At 53.2% G+C, this 16193-nt stretch carries 14 protein-coding genes; 4 read left to right on the forward strand and 10 right to left on the reverse strand.

Going from position 1 to position 16193, the window contains the following annotated elements; genetic code table 11:
- Positions 1–383: 383 nt before the first annotated feature.
- Positions 384–1067: a type 1 glutamine amidotransferase domain-containing protein gene (locus CTZ24_RS26405; protein WP_208727198.1), complete on the reverse strand. Its 684-nt coding sequence runs from the start codon at positions 1065–1067 to the stop codon at positions 384–386.
- 26 nt (positions 1068–1093) lie between these two features.
- On the reverse strand, positions 1094–2521 hold the full coding sequence (locus tag CTZ24_RS26410) for a coniferyl aldehyde dehydrogenase (RefSeq protein ID WP_208727364.1): 1428 nt from the start codon (positions 2519–2521) through the stop codon (positions 1094–1096).
- A gap of 115 nt (positions 2522–2636) precedes the next feature.
- Between CTZ24_RS26410 and CTZ24_RS26415 the strand changes: the two genes are divergently transcribed.
- Positions 2637–3527, forward strand: a complete 891-nt coding sequence (locus CTZ24_RS26415; RefSeq protein WP_208727200.1) for a LysR family transcriptional regulator — start codon at positions 2637–2639, stop codon at positions 3525–3527.
- Positions 3528–3554: 27 nt separating this feature from the next.
- On the opposite strand, the gene CTZ24_RS26420 is transcribed toward CTZ24_RS26415, so the two are convergent.
- Entirely contained in the window at positions 3555–5339 is a 1785-nt protein-coding gene (locus CTZ24_RS26420) for a tannase/feruloyl esterase family alpha/beta hydrolase (RefSeq protein ID WP_437180296.1), read from the reverse strand.
- Between the two features lie 294 nt (positions 5340–5633).
- Positions 5634–5972: a DUF488 domain-containing protein gene (locus CTZ24_RS26425; protein ID WP_208727202.1), complete on the reverse strand. Its 339-nt coding sequence runs from the start codon at positions 5970–5972 to the stop codon at positions 5634–5636.
- A 208-nt stretch (positions 5973–6180) separates the two neighbouring features.
- Between CTZ24_RS26425 and CTZ24_RS26430 the strand changes: the two genes are divergently transcribed.
- Positions 6181–8472 carry a FepA family TonB-dependent siderophore receptor gene (locus CTZ24_RS26430; RefSeq protein WP_244634113.1) on the forward strand — a complete coding sequence of 764 codons (2292 nt, stop codon included), beginning with the start codon at positions 6181–6183 and terminating at the stop codon, positions 8470–8472.
- A gap of 41 nt (positions 8473–8513) precedes the next feature.
- On the opposite strand, the gene CTZ24_RS26435 is transcribed toward CTZ24_RS26430, so the two are convergent.
- From CTZ24_RS26435 to CTZ24_RS26450, 4 genes are all read right to left on the reverse strand, one after another.
- The gene (locus CTZ24_RS26435) at positions 8514–9086 is read right to left on the reverse strand and encodes a flavodoxin (protein ID WP_208727203.1); all 573 of its coding nucleotides are present in this window, start codon (positions 9084–9086) and stop codon (positions 8514–8516) included.
- Positions 9087–9389: 303 nt separating this feature from the next.
- Positions 9390–10607 carry an OprD family outer membrane porin gene (locus tag CTZ24_RS26440; protein WP_244634117.1) on the reverse strand — a complete coding sequence of 406 codons (1218 nt, stop codon included), beginning with the start codon at positions 10605–10607 and terminating at the stop codon, positions 9390–9392.
- A 275-nt stretch (positions 10608–10882) separates the two neighbouring features.
- On the reverse strand, positions 10883–11530 hold the full coding sequence (locus tag CTZ24_RS26445; protein ID WP_208727207.1) for a Rossmann-fold NAD(P)-binding domain-containing protein: 648 nt from the start codon (positions 11528–11530) through the stop codon (positions 10883–10885).
- Positions 11531–11544: 14 nt separating this feature from the next.
- The gene (locus CTZ24_RS26450) at positions 11545–12498 is read right to left on the reverse strand and encodes a LysR family transcriptional regulator (RefSeq protein ID WP_021182272.1); all 954 of its coding nucleotides are present in this window, start codon (positions 12496–12498) and stop codon (positions 11545–11547) included.
- A 143-nt stretch (positions 12499–12641) separates the two neighbouring features.
- Here CTZ24_RS26450 and CTZ24_RS26455 point away from each other — a divergent pair, with 143 nt between their 5' ends.
- Together CTZ24_RS26455 and CTZ24_RS26460 are read left to right on the forward strand one after the other, a co-directional pair.
- Positions 12642–12932: a DUF1330 domain-containing protein gene (locus CTZ24_RS26455; protein WP_021182273.1), complete on the forward strand. Its 291-nt coding sequence runs from the start codon at positions 12642–12644 to the stop codon at positions 12930–12932.
- Positions 12933–12982: 50 nt separating this feature from the next.
- A complete protein-coding gene (locus tag CTZ24_RS26460) occupies positions 12983–13507 on the forward strand; it encodes an NAD(P)H-dependent oxidoreductase (RefSeq protein WP_208727209.1) in 525 nt (174 codons plus the stop codon).
- A 43-nt stretch (positions 13508–13550) separates the two neighbouring features.
- Here the strand turns inward: CTZ24_RS26460 and CTZ24_RS26465 are convergent, their stop codons facing one another.
- Complete coding sequence (locus CTZ24_RS26465) at positions 13551–14906, reverse strand: MFS transporter (protein WP_208727211.1); 1356 nt, start codon at positions 14904–14906, stop codon at positions 13551–13553.
- A 166-nt stretch (positions 14907–15072) separates the two neighbouring features.
- Positions 15073–16041: an AraC family transcriptional regulator gene (locus tag CTZ24_RS26470; RefSeq protein ID WP_208727213.1), complete on the reverse strand. Its 969-nt coding sequence runs from the start codon at positions 16039–16041 to the stop codon at positions 15073–15075.
- Positions 16042–16193 lie beyond the last annotated feature (152 nt).

Consider the following 16193-nt stretch of genomic DNA (forward strand, 5'->3'; position numbering starts at 1 on the left):
TTGCCGGGCAACAGGCAGAGGTCGAGTTTGTTTTTACTGACATCAATACCGAGATAAATCATAAGACAGCTCCCTTTCACATGAACCATCACGCCATCTTGCCTTGTACATACGAAGTCAGAGCTTCTGGTTACCGTTCAGAGTAGATGCTGGCGTGAAAGGAGAAACGGAGGGCTTTAAGCTACGGCACAAGATCGGGTCTTAAGCGGCGCGACAAGCTGCCTCCGTTTCGTGTAACGGGTAGCTAACCAGTTACAACTTCAAGATACAAGCGGCGCGATTTATCGCGCAGGTTTTGCCGGACTGCGCGATAAATCGCGCCGCTACGAATTTATGTAATCTGAGGCCCGAAATGATTGCGCTTCCGGGCCGGATATCAGCAATCAGTTGCCCGCAAGCTTACTCACCAGACGCTTAGCCACTTCTTCTGAACTGGCCGGGTTTTGCCCGGTAACCAGATTGCCATCCTCAACCACAAACGGCATCCAGTCAGCGCCTTTCTGGTAGTGTGCGCCAAGGGCGATAAATTCGTCCTCGATCAGGAATGGCACCACGTCGGTCAGTTCGACGGCAGCTTCTTCGCTGTTGGTAAAGCCCGTAACCTGTTTACCTTTGATCAACGGTTCACCGCTGGCGGCTTTAACATGACGCAACGCGCCCGGCGCGTGGCAGACGAAACCAATCGGTTTACCGGCGCGATCGAAGGATTCAATCAGGTTAATCGACTGAGCAGATTCCGCCAGATCCCACAATGGACCATGACCGCCGGGATAGAACACGGTATCAAACGCGGCCTGATCAACGCTTTCCAGTTTCACCGTCGTTGCCAGCGCCTGTTGTGCGGCCGGATCCGCCTTAAAGCGGTCGGTCATTGCGGTCTGAAAATCGGGCAGGTCGCTTTTCGGATCAAGCGGCGGCTGTCCGCCTGCCGGTGAGGCCAGCACGATCTCTGCTCCTGCGTCCTTAAACACGTAGTAAGGTGCCGCAAACTCTTCCAGCCAGAATCCGGTTTTCTTGCCGGTATTACCCAGCGCATCGTGGGATGTCAGTACCATTAACACTTTCATGATAAATCCTCTTTTTACACAGTAACTTACTGTTGTTGATCGAGCAGGGATGTCAGTAACGCCATCTTGTCCTGATAAGGGGCGCGCAGCCGCAGATTGGTGGTGCCCGCCTCGTCCTGCACCACCACAGGTTTGGCATGGCTAAAGCGGCGGAAACCGTGAATGCCGTGATATGCGCCTGTACCGGATGCCCCGACGCCGCCGAACGGCAAACTGTCGAGAGAAGCATGGGTCATGACGTCATTAATCACCAATGCGCCCGAGGTGGTGCGCTGTGCCATCTGTTGTTGACGTTGTGCATCGTTACCAAAATAGTAGGCCGCCAGCGGGCGTGGGTGTGCGTTGATGTAATCAATCGCTTCTGCCACCGACGTTGACCAGGTCTTGACAGGCAACAGTGGGCCAAAAATCTCCTCCTGCATCACTGCCATCTCTTCCGTCACCGCCAGAATTAAATGCGGGGCGATTTTTCTGCTATCGGCATCGAAAGCCGGTTCACCTTCGGGGGCCAGACTGATAATGCGTGCGCCTTTATTTTGCGCATCCTCCAGCAGATTGATCAGCCGTTGATAATGGCGATCGCTGATGATAGCGGTGTAATCCGGGTTCGACTGTACGGTCGGGAATGCCTGCTGCATAAAGCTGCGAGCGGCGGTGACAAAGGCGTCTTCGGCACCCTCCGGCAGCAGCAGATAATCGGGAGAGATACAGATTTGCCCGGCGTTAAAGGTTTTGATGGTCAGGGTTCTCGCTGCGGCCAGCGCCGGATCCGCATCCACATCGACCACCACCGGCGATTTACCGCCCAGTTCCAGCGTGACCGGCACAAGATTTTCCGCCGCCGCACGCATAACGTGTTTGCCGACATTGGTGCTACCGGTAAACACCAGATGGTCGAAAGGCAGACGGCTGAAAGCCTGTCCGACATCGGCATCACCCAGCACCACGGTTAGCTCCTGGGGATCAAAATAGCGGGCGACCAGCTCGGCCAGCAGTTCCGAGGTTTTCGGCGTCAGTTCTGAAGGCTTCAACATCGCTGTATTCCCGGCAGCGAACACGCCTGCCAGCGGGCCAAAGGCGAGGTTAATCGGAAAATTCCACGGGCTGATAATGCCGACCACTCCGAGCGGTTGCGGCACAATCCATGCCTGCATGCCCGCTACCGGTACGTCGGCGCTTTCCGCTGCCATCCAGCTTTCAAGATTATCAGCGGAATGTTGCAGCATATTGATGGTGGTGACCAGGTCTGCCGCCATTGTCTGGTAAGCGCTGCGATGGCCGAAATCGGCGCTAATTGCGTTAGCGATCGCAGCATGATTGTCGCGAATCAGCGCGATGCTGCGTAGCAGACGGTCGCGACGTAATGCCGCAGAGGCTGGACCTGCCTGCAAATGGGCGTTTTTCATGCTGTGCAGAATGTGCAGCAACTGCTGATCGTGTTGGGTAGCGTTCATCATGTTGTCCTGTTAAATCGGGTCACTGATTAAGATGCGAGGAGCTTACCTGCGCTGGATTTAGCTGGCTAACAAGGCTATTTTGGTGGGGGTATAAATTTATTTATGGGGTCTTATGTCACTGGTCCGTTTGCGTACCTTTATGGAGGTCTACCGTCAGCGTTCAATATCCGGTGCCGCCAGAGCGCTCAATCTGACGCAGCCTGCGGTTTCTCAACATATCAGCGGATTGGAAGTGGCCATCGGCCGACCGTTGTTTGAACGCCAGCCACAAGGAGTCTTGCCCACGCCAGCAGCCGAGGATCTGGCGGCGGATATTGGCAACAGCCTGGACACCGCGGAGTCGGCGCTGGCATCGGCGAGAGCGCGTTCTATGGATGTCAGCGGTACGCTGCAAATCATCGGTCACGCCGATTTTATGGCGGATAAGCTGGCGGGGGAGTTGCTGCCGCTGCTGGAGAGTGGCATCCGGGTTCATATGCATACCGGTGACGGACCGCTGGTGACGCAAATGGTGGTTGAGGGGCATTGCGATTTAGGCATTACGGCCCATCCGGTGACGGATAGCCGATTAAAAGGTGAAGTGATATTTCGCGATGAGGTTCTGGCAGTTGCCTCACCGGGCGTGGCGTCGCGACTGAATGCCAGTGCGGATTTTGCCACTGACTTACTGCGAGAACCGCTCCTCGCGTATAACCTGGAATTGTCGCTGATTGACCACTGGCTGGAAAAAAACCGCATCAGCTACCAGACGCTGCTCCCGGCGATGGTCGGTCAGGATTTACGCGGTCAACGTAGTTTGCTGGTCCAGGGGTTTGGCTGGTCGGTGATGCCGCAGTTTCTGTGCCAACAGCAGATCGAGCAGGGGGAGCTGGTGGCGCTCCACGCCCCGGTGGGGGACACCGAGATTCGCTACAATCTGGTGTGGCTGGCCAGCGCGTTACGTCAGCCCCGAGTCGCCCATGCCCGCCAGACGCTGGTGTGGCGGCTTAACCGGGCCGAGTGACAACTCACCCGCCCGGTCAGGAGATCATTACGGCTGAATCTCCAGCCTGCCGCCTTTAGCGACATAGTTCTTTTGATTGTCAGGACCAATAAAATCGCTGGCCGGCTTACTCACCACCAGGTTGTCATAGGCTGCTGATTTCACTGACGCATAATTCTCCGCCTTGTCGAGTGAACCTGTACCCTTGTATTGCGCGATATACGGATAAGGGAAGACCGGTCGGGTGGCTTTTAAGGGAGGCATGGCAGTGGCTAGCGGTGAACTGGCGCGCTGAACGCCGTGAAATTGCACTTCGGCGCTTGCGTTGCCCGCGGGCATTTTGCCCTGGGGCGGCATCGGCGGCATATCCATGTTTGCCTGTTGAGCTGACTTACCTGTCATCAGCGCTTGCGGTGCAACCTGTTGCTCGGTCCATGCCATCAATGGCGTCAGCAAATCGATCTGATCAAAACCTTCGCCGCCACCGCAGTGGGCCACACCAGGTAACAGGAACAGGCGGATAAATTTCTCCGTGGATTGCTTGCCAAGATAAGCCTCAACGCCACGATAATAGGCGATGGAGAATGCCGGACTGACAGAGTCATCCGCCAAACCGTGCCACATAATCAGCTTTCCGCCACGCGCCATATAGCGGCTCAGGTTGGTGTTGGCGGCGTTATACAACGGAGCCAGCTGTGCGACCGCCGTGAAGTTCTGCTTGTTCAACGGAAAATCGCGCATCGTGGTGATATTTTGTTTGCCACCCGGCAGCAATACCGATTGCAGCGCGGGCAGTGCCATCATCTCCGACATCGAGTGGCCATTGGCGCTTGCTGGCACCGGCCAGCGTAACTCTGACCCCAAGGGCAGACCGGCTGGCACAAATTGATTGCCTGCGCTGTCGTAAGCTCCACGATAGAGTTTTTCCGCCACGCCGATTTCTTCTGCGGTCAGACAGTCTGATTTATCGCTTTGGTTGGCGGCACAGCTCTTCACCCAGTTGGGGGAGAAGGTGCAGGCATACGGATTTGCCAGCAAACCATCGTTGACGCCAGAAAGTGTTGGACAGTGCGCCAGCACCGCACGATGGAGAATCGGCAGGCGGTCTTTCAGCAGGATTGCGCTGCCATCCGCGCGTTGATTGGCGACTACATTCCAGCCGTGGAAAAAGGAGTTTTGGAACTGGAAAAAAGCCGCCGGTGCGCCGGCGCTGATGCCATCAAAATCATCCGGGAAGCGTTGTGCTTCCATCAGCGCTTCGCGTCCGCCATCGGAGCAGCCCATAAAGTAGGCGTATTTTTGCGCCTGGCCGTAGTAAGCCCGGATCAAGGCTTTGGCCAGTTGCGCGGTGAGATGATTGGCGCGATACGCAAAATCGATACGTTTTTGTGGTTCCTCTGCCCAACTGGCATCCATCATGCCGCCGCTATGGCCCATATCTGTCGCTGCAACGACAAACTCGCCCTGAGTGGCGGGCACACAGCCGTTGGCATTCGACAGGCTGAGGTTAATTTGGCCGCATAATCCGCCACAGCCCACTTGCAGAAAACGTTGTGTCCACTGCTGTTGCGGTAGCGCTACCTCAACACCGATCGCCGGTGCGATGCTGGCCTTAACCTGGCAGAATGTCCCTTTATCAGTTTTCAGGGACGTGGCAGATGTGAGGGTGACTTTCTCACCAAGTTTGTCGCTAAAGTTAACGGTCGTTAACTGGCCACAGTCCAGCACCGGCTTCACAATGGCTAAGTTCACGGACGCACTCACCTGCGTCGCAAGTAGCATGACGCCAATGGCGATCAGCCATCCGGAGATTCTGGTTGTTATCGTATTCATGGTATCGGTTCCCGTTTTGTCACCGTGTTGCTGTGGTTTTAATCTGGGAATGATAGCCAGAAGCAAAATTTTAACGTGGATTTTTTCGGTATTTTAACGAATCAATCTGACTAACCTGCGCCCTCAGTTCTGGTCCAGCCAGCCAATAAAAAATCACTAAACGCCGCCACTTGCAGCGGCTGAAAGCGTCGCTGCGGATAAACGAACTGCAATCCGACCAGGCGACTATCGTTACGACTGAAACCGATAAAGTGGTCGCCAAATGGCGCTTTTGTTATAAGGCTACGTAAGCGTTTAGGGTAATGAACGCAACCATCCCGCCAGCACTTCAGCGTGGTTCTGTGTCGTATTCTTTGTCGCATAAAGCAGCGTGACGTTTCCTTTAGCGACCAACTGACGTCCTTCAGGCGCATGCCCGGCAAGCTCCTGTAAATACGCTTCACGAAACGCGGTGAAATCGATGAAATCAGCATGGAATGCTTTACGTAATTCTGTGGAGGGAGCCAGAGTTTTATTCCATTCATCGTATTGAAGATCGGTCTTCTTCATTCCGCGCGGCCAGAGTCGATCGACCAGCACCCGATAGCCGTCCTCAGATGATGCGGGTTCATAAACGCGTTTACAGTGGATCACGTTAATTACTCCCTTTCTTTTTCGTATCTCCTTATTTTATCCATAATTTTAATTACCTGGTTATTAACATCAGGATTGAGATAAAGGAGGTAACCTAATGCGATTAGGTGTGTCATTTTGTTTCGGTTATGTCAAATATCGGAATGATTATGATAATTATTCGCATGCTCATTTCTGAGTATGGAAAATAATAACTGGACGTAACAAAATGTCTCACTTAATTGGAAAAAGGAAAACGACCCTTTCATTACTGATTGGGCTGGTCATCCACAGTGGCTTCTCTCTGGCAGCCGAAACACCATCAAATGTTTTATCGTTACAGGAGCAGGGGGCAGCAACCGCAACTGACGCTGACTCCGGGCAGAAAAGCAAAACCGAACCGACGGTCAATCCGACCAACGAAGACACTATGGTCGTCTCGGCCAAAGCTGAAGAGAAACTGAAGCAGCAGCCTGGTGCATCGCTGATTACCAAAGAAGATTTGGAACGCAATCCGCCGGTCAACGATCTGTCCGAAATCATTCGCAAAATGCCGGGTGTGAACTTAACCGGTAACAGCGCAACCGGTAGCCGTGGTAACAACCGTCAGATTGATATTCGCGGTATGGGGCCAGAAAACACCCTGATCCTGATCGATGGTGTGCCCGTCTCTTCCCGTAGTTCCGTGCGCTACAGCCGCACCGGCGAACGTGACACCCGTGGCGACAGCAACTGGGTTCCGCCGGAAATGGTCGACCATATCGATGTGTTACGTGGCCCGGCGGCGGCACATTATGGTTCCGGCGCGATGGGCGGCGTGGTGAACATCATCACCAAACGTCCCACCAATGACTGGCATGGTTCACTGTCGCTCTACACCAATCAACCGGAAGACAAGGATGAAGGCGCGACCAAACGCATGAACGTCAGCCTGAGCGGTCCACTGGTGGATGATGTGCTGACCATGCGTCTGTACGGCAACATCAACAAAACCGATGCTGATGCCTACGATATTAATACCAACGAAAACGGTTCTTACGCGGCAGGTCGTGAGGGCGTGCGCAACCGCGATATCAACACAGCGGTGCAGTGGAAGATCAATCCGCAGCAGTACATGGATTTCAACTACGCCTACAGCCGCCAGGGCAATATCTATGCCGGTGATACCCAATACAGCAACAGCAACCTGAGTACCCTGGTGCCGACCTTATACGGTCAGGAAACCAACCGCATGTATCGCCAGGCCTACAGCGTGACCCATAACGGCATCTGGGACTGGGGCCAGTCCAAACTGACCCTGAGCTATGAAGATACCCACAACACGCGGCTCGACGAAGGCTCTACCGGCAAAGTGGAAGGGATGATCAACAGCGACACCTACAACACCAGCCGTTATAAAACCTGGCGCATCAATAATGAGTACACCATCCCCTTCACCCTGCTGGTGGACAATACTCTGACGCTGGGAGCTGAATGGAATAAGGAGCAGTTGAACGATCCGGCATCAATGCAGGAAACGGATGCGACCGGTATCGATATCAATGGTGTATCGGGCGATCCTTCCCAGCGCAGCAGCAAAAACAGCCAGGAACTGAGCGCCATTTACCTGGAAGACACCATTGATGCCTTCGACGCCACCACATTGATTCCGGGCCTGCGTTTTGATTACAGCGATCGCTTCGGCAGCAACTGGAGTCCCAGCCTGAACATTCAGCAGGAATTGGGTGATCACTTCACGCTGAAAGCCGGTATCGCGCGTGTGTTCAAAGCGCCAAACCTGTATCAGTCCAGCGAAGGCTACCTGCTGGCGAGCAGCGGTAACGGTTGTAACATTGGGGGCAGCAACGGCTGTTATCTGATGGGTAATAGCGATCTGAAACCTGAAATCAGCGTCAACAAAGAGGTTGGGCTGCAATGGACTGATGAAGGTTACAGCGCCGGACTGACGTATTTCCGCAACGATTATCAGAACAAAATCGTCGCGGGGGATAATTCGCTGGGTACGGTGAGTGTGGCAAGTTCCTGGTATTCTTCCACTTATGATATCTACCAGTGGCAGAATGGTGGTAAGGCGCTGACGCAGGGCCTTGAAGCCAACCTGACCATTCCGTTGGTGGAAGATACCCTGAACTGGCGTACCAACGCGACTTACATGTTCACCTCGAAATATAAATCGACCGGTAACCCGTTATCGTTAATCCCGAAATATACGGTAAACAGCTGGCTGGATTGGCAGATGACCGATGCACTCTCCGCCACCTTAAGCTGGACCATGTATGGCCGCCAGCATCCGCGTACTACAGCAGAAATTCGTAAGGAAGCCAGCGGATTGTCGGAAAATGAGGTGGGGGCTTACGCCATCTTTGGTGTCGGTATGAACTACCAGTACAACAAGAATCTGCGATTCACTGCCGGTGTCAGCAACCTGCTGAACAAGCAAATCTATCGTGAAAACGAAGGCGCTTCGACCTATAACGAACCGGGTCGCGCGTATTATGCAGGTGTGACAACTTCGTTCTGATCGCTGAAAGGGAAGACCTGAGAAAATCGTAGCGGCGCGATTTATCGCGCTGCTACCAACCAGTCGAGGGTTTTTTCCATGGTCTGGCGTTCCTGATCGGCCTGCATAATAAAAGGCGCAAGGAGATGGGCAGCCGGCGCTGATTTTTCCAGCACGGCCAGACTGTCCCCGATGCCATAACCACCATGCGTGATAAACGGAACAATCGTTATTCCCGAGAAATCATGACGCGTTAAAAAAGAACGGACGATGGCAGGCAAACTCATTCCCCAGATTGGATAGCCAAGGTAGATGGTTTTATAACGTTTTATCTCAGCCAGATCATGCAGCAATGGCGGATTAAATCCGTTTTTGCGTTCATCGCTTGCCTGTTCAACCATCTGGAGATAATCAGCCGGGTAGGGTGTTTGCGGCAGGATTTCATGTAGATCGGCTTGCAGGGCGCGCTGAAGAATCCCGGCAATCACCCGCGTGTTGCCGCTGCGTGAATGATAAGCCACCAGCGAATCCGACTGACCGGTGATGATTGCCGCTGCGGCTGGCTGCGTCAGCAGGGAAATACCCGCGAGAAAAGGCAGTAGCTCCCTGCGAGACAGGTTAATGTTATCGTCCATACGACCTCATCATAATTTATCCAACTCAAACAACCTTAAAGGTTAATCTGCGCGGATAAATACACGATTTGCGGCATTATTGATGAACGAAAATCATAGGCCTTATTTTATATTTGGCTGCGAGTGTGACGATTGGTGGGAAAATGGCTGCACACGGCTTACTGCTTTTCAGTCAAGGCACCTTCTGTAGCGGCGCGATTTATCACGCGAATTGCAGGCCCGCGCGAAAAATCGCGCCGCTACGAATGCATGCCAACACGCTGACTTCAGACAACCATTACAGCACGCGGCTACCTTTTTAAATCAGAGAATCGAGAACGGATATTCAACAAATACGCGTACTTCATTACCGCCGACATTATAATCAGCAGCGTCTGAGGAGACGCGCAGTGAAGAGAAGCGCAGCTTCACTTTCAGGTCTTTAGCGGCACCATCAGGCACCTTGTACTGCACCTGATTAAAGAATTCATGTTCGTGCCCATTATCGGTGGCCGAGGTTTTGATATTGTCACCACGTACATAAGCAACGTCATAGCTCAGACCGTTAATGCCGACACCACTCAGGTCGATCGAGTAAGCAACCTGCCACGAACGCTCGTCCTCGCCATTAAAGTCAGACCAGTAAGAGTTCGCCAGCCAGATGGTGCTGCCGCCATCACCGACGCCGCCCTGATTGCGGTAGCCGCCATAATGGTAACCGGTGCTGCCGCTGCTTTGCTGATAAGCCACCTTGAAGGTATGAGTATCAAAGGTATAGCTTGCCGCCAGACTCCAGATGGTATTGCTGCGGCCAGTGTCGAGTTGATTGGCGTATTCCTGATTCAGGCGCGAATTATAGCCGTTGAAGTCGAGGCCAAAGGATTGATTGTCTGCCAGCGGCGTTTTGTAATTCAGGCCAAGGTATTGCTTATTAATCACGTCTTCGACATTGGAAGCGTAAAAGGCACCGCTCAATTGATCGGTAAACTGATAACTGGCACCGGCAAAACTCAGCGATTTCAGGCCGGTATCATGGCTGTCGTCGCTTTTCTGTTGTTCATCGGTAAAGTAACCGGCGGTGACGTTTAATCCGGCCACTTCCTGCGAGTTCAGCATAAAACCGGTATAAGTTTCATCCAGCAGACGCGAGTCATCTGCTGTCAGGATCGGCAGCATCGGGCGCTGAGTACCGTAGCTGAGCACGGTATTGGAAAAGCGCATTTTGGCGGTGGCGCCAAATTTCGCCAGATCAGATTTGGCTTTGCCATCGTTATCCTGAGCAAAGAAATCGATACCACCTGCGCCGCTACGGCCGCGACCGCCATCCAGTCTGACAGCATATTGCGCCAGACCATCAACGCCAAAACCTACCGGTCCCTGAGTAAACCCGGAAGAAAAGTTGGCAATGATGCCCTGTCCCCACTCACGACGAGTGCGAACACCTTCGTCTTTATAATCCCTGTTGATATACGCATTGCGTAAAAGTACATCAAGATGACTGTCTTCAAGGAAGCCGTTTGATTCCTGAGCCGCAGCGGCCATTCCAGAGAGGCCAATTAATGATGCCACCAGTGAAAGTTTGAATATCTTTTTCACGTTATGTCTGCCTTATAAATTCGATATTATTTTGTTAATGCTGAAAGTGCGCGCGGGATATTAACATTTTACGCTTCGTGAAAATGGGCTCATTTTTATCGATTTATGCGGTTTTATTACGGTCAAATAATGACGTGGCGTGACGATATTATTCGCGAGTATTGATGCCTGCTGCCGAATATAAAGGGAACAGGCATACCTGAAGGGGCAATCAGGGGTTGTCAGTGGCGATCAGACTTGACCAGCAGGTCTGAGGTAAGCACCACCAGGCCATTGGCCGTCGGTACGGTGTTGACCAGTGCTCGCGCCACTGCCCGTGCTGACACCGGGCGGTAAGCGCCGGGCAGGAGGGGGGCGAAGAGTCTGGCAATCGGGCTGGCAATGATTTCGCCCAGTCGCCGCGGTTGTTGCAGATGCGCCCGCGAACCGAGCAGCAGCGAGGGTTGGGCAATCACCAGCGCGGTGAAATCCATCGCTTTCAGCGCATCCTCCAGTTCTCCTTTCACCCGGTTATAGAAAATAGCAGATTTTGCATTGGCAGCGGCAGCGCTGACCAATCCTACCCGCCGTGCGCCTGTCGCTCTGGCGACCGCCAGATTGGCCTCGAAGTCGACAGCACGAAACGCGGCCTGGCTGCCAGCGACTTTAATGGTGGTGCCCAGCGCCAGATAGACTTCATCCGTCGGTGGTAGCGCAGGTAACTGGCTAAAATCCACAACATGGACCTCAAGTTTTGGGTGTTGAAGGGGTAATGGCCGACGGCTGAGAGCATGCACTGCCGAGACGGTCGGGTCGGCCAGCAGGGCCTCAAGGATCAATCCCCCCACCAGGCCGGTGGCACCGGCCAGTAGTACTGTTCTTGTGGACATGGCGTAATGCTCCTTTAGCCGCGAAACTGTTCAAGTTCTTCATAATTAATAGTCAATTTCCGGTCATCCCGGAAGGCGTTCAGCAGGTAATCAACGACAACCTTAACGCGTGGAGCAATCAAGGCGCGATGGGGATATTGAATCACCATCTCGTAATTGCCGGGGTCATGCTGACCATAAAGTACGATTTTGAGCTTGCCGGATTGTAAGTGGTCGAAGGCGTTGTGAACACCGACCTGAGCAATGCCGTAATCCAGTAACGCAGCATCGACCAGGGCTTCGGGGGCGGAAACCGTCAGGATGTTCCCTTCCGGCTCCAGAACTGAGTAGCTGCCGTCCTGGTTCCTGAATCCCCACGGTGAAACCCGTCCCCCGAGGAAGCGTCGGGTGATCAATCTGTGGTTGCTTAACGCTTGTGGATTGGCAGGGATACCATAACGATCGAGATAGGCGGGCGAGGCGACCAGAACCATGTTCATACGGCAGACTGAACGAGAAACCAGTGAAGAATCAACGATTCGGCCGCCCCTGACCGCCAGGTCATAACCCTCTTTGATGATATCCGTGACTCTGTCATCAAAGTCCATTTCTACCGTCAACGCGGGGTATTGCTCGGTCATACCTGGCAGCACGGGCAGAATGTGGATGCGGCCAAAAGCGGAACTGGTTGAAATCCTGACGTGCCCGCTGATTTGCGCCTTCTGTGCCACCAGCGTATCAACTGCACCCTCAAGTGCGTTCAGGGCAATGCGCGCCTGATGGATAAACGCGTTGCCTTCTTCAGTCAGCGTCAGGCGGCGCGTTGTCCTGTTAAGCAGGCGCACCCCAAGCGCCTGCTCCAGACCGGCAATATTTTTACTCACAGCGGCAGTGCTGATCCCAAGCTGCCGGGCACAGGCGGCAAAACTGCCCTTATCCACTGTTTCCACAAAGGTGAGGATGGCACGGACATGGCGTGAAATCTCCAACCTACTCTCCCATAATGCGATTAATAACCTTAAGTTAACTCAAGTTCAACCACGGGTGTAGTTCAGGTTAATAATATTATTTTTTATACTTCCCCACGTCGTCCCGCCTTCCCCTGAATATGCTTGCTATCTGGAGAGTTCCTATGAAACCCGCCTTCATTATTTTTACTTTTACCGTGACCGATCCTGAAGGGATGAAACCCTACCTGGCAAAGGTGGCAGAAACACTGAAAACCTTTAATGCACAACTCCTGGTACAGGGGGCCGAAAGTTTCTGTCTGGAAGGAACCGCACCAGAAGGGAAAACGGTGATTTTGCGCTTTGCCGACCTTGAAACCGCCAAAGCCTGGTATTACTCGCCAGCCTATCAGGCAATTCTTCCTTATCGCCTGACGTCAGCCATTACCCATAGCTGGATTGTTGAAGGTGTGTAATTTCACTCTCAGAAAATGTGTTAATTAATTCAGACTGCAAGAGATACCCAATGAAAACATTAATTATCGTTTCACATCCGTATAAACAACGCTCTCATGTGATTAAAGCACTTGAGCATACCGCTGAAGCACAACCTAATGTCGTGGTACGTAACTTAGACGATATTTACGGTGATGATGTCACCGCTTTCGATATTGTACTGGAGCAATCTTTCTATGCCGATGCTGAACGAGTGGTGTTTATTTTCCCCATTCACTGGTTCAATCTCACGCCAATGCTTAAGGCTTATTTAAATGAGGTCTGGACCTATGGCTGGGCATTTGGTCCGGAAGGCAATGCGCTAAAAAATAAGCAATTGTTGGTGGTTGCTTCGGCCGGTGCCAGTGAATTTACTTATTCTCATGCCGGTTTGATTAACAGCACTTTCGCAGAAGTGATGACGCCGATGAAAGCGACAGCGCTGTATTGTGGTATGCACTACCAATCGCCTCTTTCCTTCTATGGTGCGGCGGGTGCAGGTCCCGATAAAATTGCGGAATACCAGGATGTGTTAGCGCAGAAATTGCGTGCCTGATGCGAAAAGGGCCGGATCTGTATTCCGGCCCCGTCGTATCGCGTTAAGCAGGCAAACGTGTTCGGCTGATCATCCACCAAATCAGTGACATCAGCATCGCCATCGCAGCAATCAATTTTAGTCCGGTAATCAGGTTCTCATCACCGGCGTAGCTAATCAGCAGGCCAAAGACCGCCACCCCCATGACGCCACCCATCTGCCGCGCGCAGGAGAAGAGTGCTGAGGCAGATCCGGCTTCCTCATTGGATGCCTGAGAAAAGATCAGGTTTGCTACCCCGGGCATCGCCAGGGAGGTTCCGGCCCCCAGCAACATCATCGGCAGGAACAATTGCCAGGCGCTCCAGTCCGGCTTTATGAATAACAGCAGCGCGAAACCGACACAGCTCACCAGACTGCCCAGGCAGGACAGCCAGCGGAGGCGAAAACGTCTGCTGAGCTTACTACTGCTGAAATTCACCACGGCGGTAAACAGCATCATCGGCAAAAATGCCAGACCGGTCTGCAACGCGGTCAGCTTCAGCTCGCTCTGGAAAAAGATACTGAAAATGAAGACGGCACCGTAAAACACCATGTTACACACAAAGCCGATGATCACGCTGCTGACGATCAGTTTATTGCGTAGCACGGATGGCATCACCACCGGATCGGCGGATCGCTTCTCGTGCAGCACAAATCCCACCAACGCGAGCAGCCCGACCAGCAAAGCGGATAAGGTGATCGGGCTTCGCCAGCCGAAACGGGCGGATTCTGTCAGGGCAAAGGTCAACAGGCCGAGGGCGAGTACAATCAACACCTGACTGGAGAGATGAATTTTCCGCTGAAAACGCGGGCTGACAGGGGCAAATCGTAACGTGAAGTACACGCTCACCAGGCCGACAGGCACGTTGATGAGGAAAATACTTTTCCACCCCAACAACTTAATCAGCAAGCCACCGACAACCGGGCCTGCGGCCAGCGCGAAGCTGCCAGATGCAGCCCACATGGCAATCGCCCCGGCGCGCGCGTGAGCATCTGAAAAATATTGGCGCAGCAAGGTTAGTGAGCTGGGAACCAGCAGCGCAGCGCCCACTCCCTGAATGCCACGGGCGGTATCCAGCCAATATATGCTGGGTGCAAAGGCGCAACTGAGTGAAGCGCCGATGAAAATCAAAATCCCGGCGATAAAAACGTTTCTGACCCCAAAGCGATCGCCCAGGGTGCCAGCCCCCAACAGCAACGCAGCAAACAGCAGGGAATAGGCATTCATCACCCATTCAAGATCGCTGATTCCGGCATCGAAATGATGGCGGAGCACCTCCAGGCCGACGTTAACGATACTGACATCCAACTGGACCAGAACAAAACCCAGACATACGGCGGCGGTGAATAACCGGTCCCGGCCTGTTTTATTTATAAGCATGATAATTCCACAGATAACCGGGCCAACATCGGTTGGCCCCTGAGCGATGATGAAACAGAGAAAACACCACCTGATAAACCCGGTCAGGTCAGCGTTGGGGGAGGATATTAGCGCGCGGTGATGGGATTATTAATAATCAGAAATCCACATTTGTTTGGTAAAAGTCTCATTCCTGCTTATCAGATGCAGCATGTTTATCCCTGAAGGAGGACAGTCGATACAGCGGTCCATCGCGCGATGCAGCCCGATGCGCGGAAGGCGAGACACCGTAAACCCGCCGGAAGACGGTGCTGAAGGTGCTTTCAGCGGCATAGCCCAGGCGAAACGCCAGATGCTTGATCGGTTCGGTGCTAAGTCGGAGGGCCTTGCTGGCGAGCTGCATTCTCCAGTGGGTGACATAATTCAGGGGCGATGTCCCGGTCGTTTCAGTGAAACGACGGGCAAAACCGGCACGCGACAGGCCGGCAATTGCGGCGAGCTCCATCAGTTGCCAGCTTTTGGCCGGTTCCGCATGAATTGCCGTTACCGCCCGCATGATCCGTGCGTCCTGCAAGGCGCCGATCCAGCCATGCAACTGTGCCTCCTCTGAAAATAACCAACTACGAAACCCTTCGATCATCACCAGATGCATCAAATGGTTGCCCGCCAGCGCCGAACCGGGGCGATTTGACTGGCTTTCATCATGCAGCCTGGTCATCAGCCAGTTAAGTGTGGAGGAGGAGTCAGAAGTGGAATGCAGAGGAATCACCACCGGCAAAACGTTGAGAAGTTGTTCAGCGGAAACCGGATCAATCTCCATTTTTCCTGCCAGCAACAGGCTGTCTTCACCGCCATAATCGGCCAGGCCATTTTTTCTCACATAAGGCACGCTTTCTGATGAGACAGGCAGCAGTGCCGGGTCGGAGGCCATGATAAAAGGTGCGGATCGCGTAATAATGACCCCGTCACCCGGCGACAGCGCTCGCCAGTGATTCTCTGCCTCCAGACGAAACCAAATTTTTCCCTGCCGGACCGCCATAAATTTCATGCCGGAAAAGCCAGGGTAACGCATCGACCAACAGGGGCCGGTGGTCTGCCCGGTGGTCACATAACTTTGTGCCGACAGCAGTTGAAGCACATCAGACAGCAGGTCCATAAGACTTTCACCAAAAAAAGAGTCCCATTAGATTAGCAAAAGACTCATCAGCAAGCGCCTGGCTATTGATGATTTTACTTCATAACACCATTGGCTTTTAACGGCTTAATTTCACGATGGATGTTTGCTAAAAAGGCCGATTATCCAGCCAT

The organism is Pantoea phytobeneficialis, assembly GCF_009728735.1.
In the GTDB taxonomy this organism is placed as follows: Bacteria; Pseudomonadota; Gammaproteobacteria; order Enterobacterales; family Enterobacteriaceae; genus Pantoea; species Pantoea phytobeneficialis.

Bases quoted from the DNA above. Each gene is read 5' to 3' on its own strand.
- CTZ24_RS26405 (WP_208727198.1), bottom strand. From the start codon at position 1,067: ATGAAAGTGTTAATGGTACTGACATCCCACGATGCGCTGGGTAATACC.
- CTZ24_RS26410 (WP_208727364.1), bottom strand. From the start codon at position 2,521: ATGAACGCTACCCAACACGATCAGCAGTTGCTGCACATTCTGCACAGC.
- CTZ24_RS26415 (WP_208727200.1), top strand. From the start codon at position 2,637: ATGTCACTGGTCCGTTTGCGTACCTTTATGGAGGTCTACCGTCAGCGT.
- CTZ24_RS26420 (WP_437180296.1), bottom strand. From the start codon at position 5,339: ATGAATACGATAACAACCAGAATCTCCGGATGGCTGATCGCCATTGGC.
- CTZ24_RS26430 (WP_244634113.1), top strand. From the start codon at position 6,181: ATGTCTCACTTAATTGGAAAAAGGAAAACGACCCTTTCATTACTGATT.
- CTZ24_RS26435 (WP_208727203.1), bottom strand. From the start codon at position 9,086: ATGGACGATAACATTAACCTGTCTCGCAGGGAGCTACTGCCTTTTCTC.
- CTZ24_RS26440 (WP_244634117.1), bottom strand. From the start codon at position 10,607: ATGGCCGCTGCGGCTCAGGAATCAAACGGCTTCCTTGAAGACAGTCAT.
- CTZ24_RS26445 (WP_208727207.1), bottom strand. From the start codon at position 11,530: ATGTCCACAAGAACAGTACTACTGGCCGGTGCCACCGGCCTGGTGGGG.
- CTZ24_RS26455 (WP_021182273.1), top strand. From the start codon at position 12,642: ATGAAACCCGCCTTCATTATTTTTACTTTTACCGTGACCGATCCTGAA.
- CTZ24_RS26460 (WP_208727209.1), top strand. From the start codon at position 12,983: ATGAAAACATTAATTATCGTTTCACATCCGTATAAACAACGCTCTCAT.
- CTZ24_RS26465 (WP_208727211.1), bottom strand. From the start codon at position 14,906: ATGCTTATAAATAAAACAGGCCGGGACCGGTTATTCACCGCCGCCGTA.
- CTZ24_RS26470 (WP_208727213.1), bottom strand. From the start codon at position 16,041: ATGGACCTGCTGTCTGATGTGCTTCAACTGCTGTCGGCACAAAGTTAT.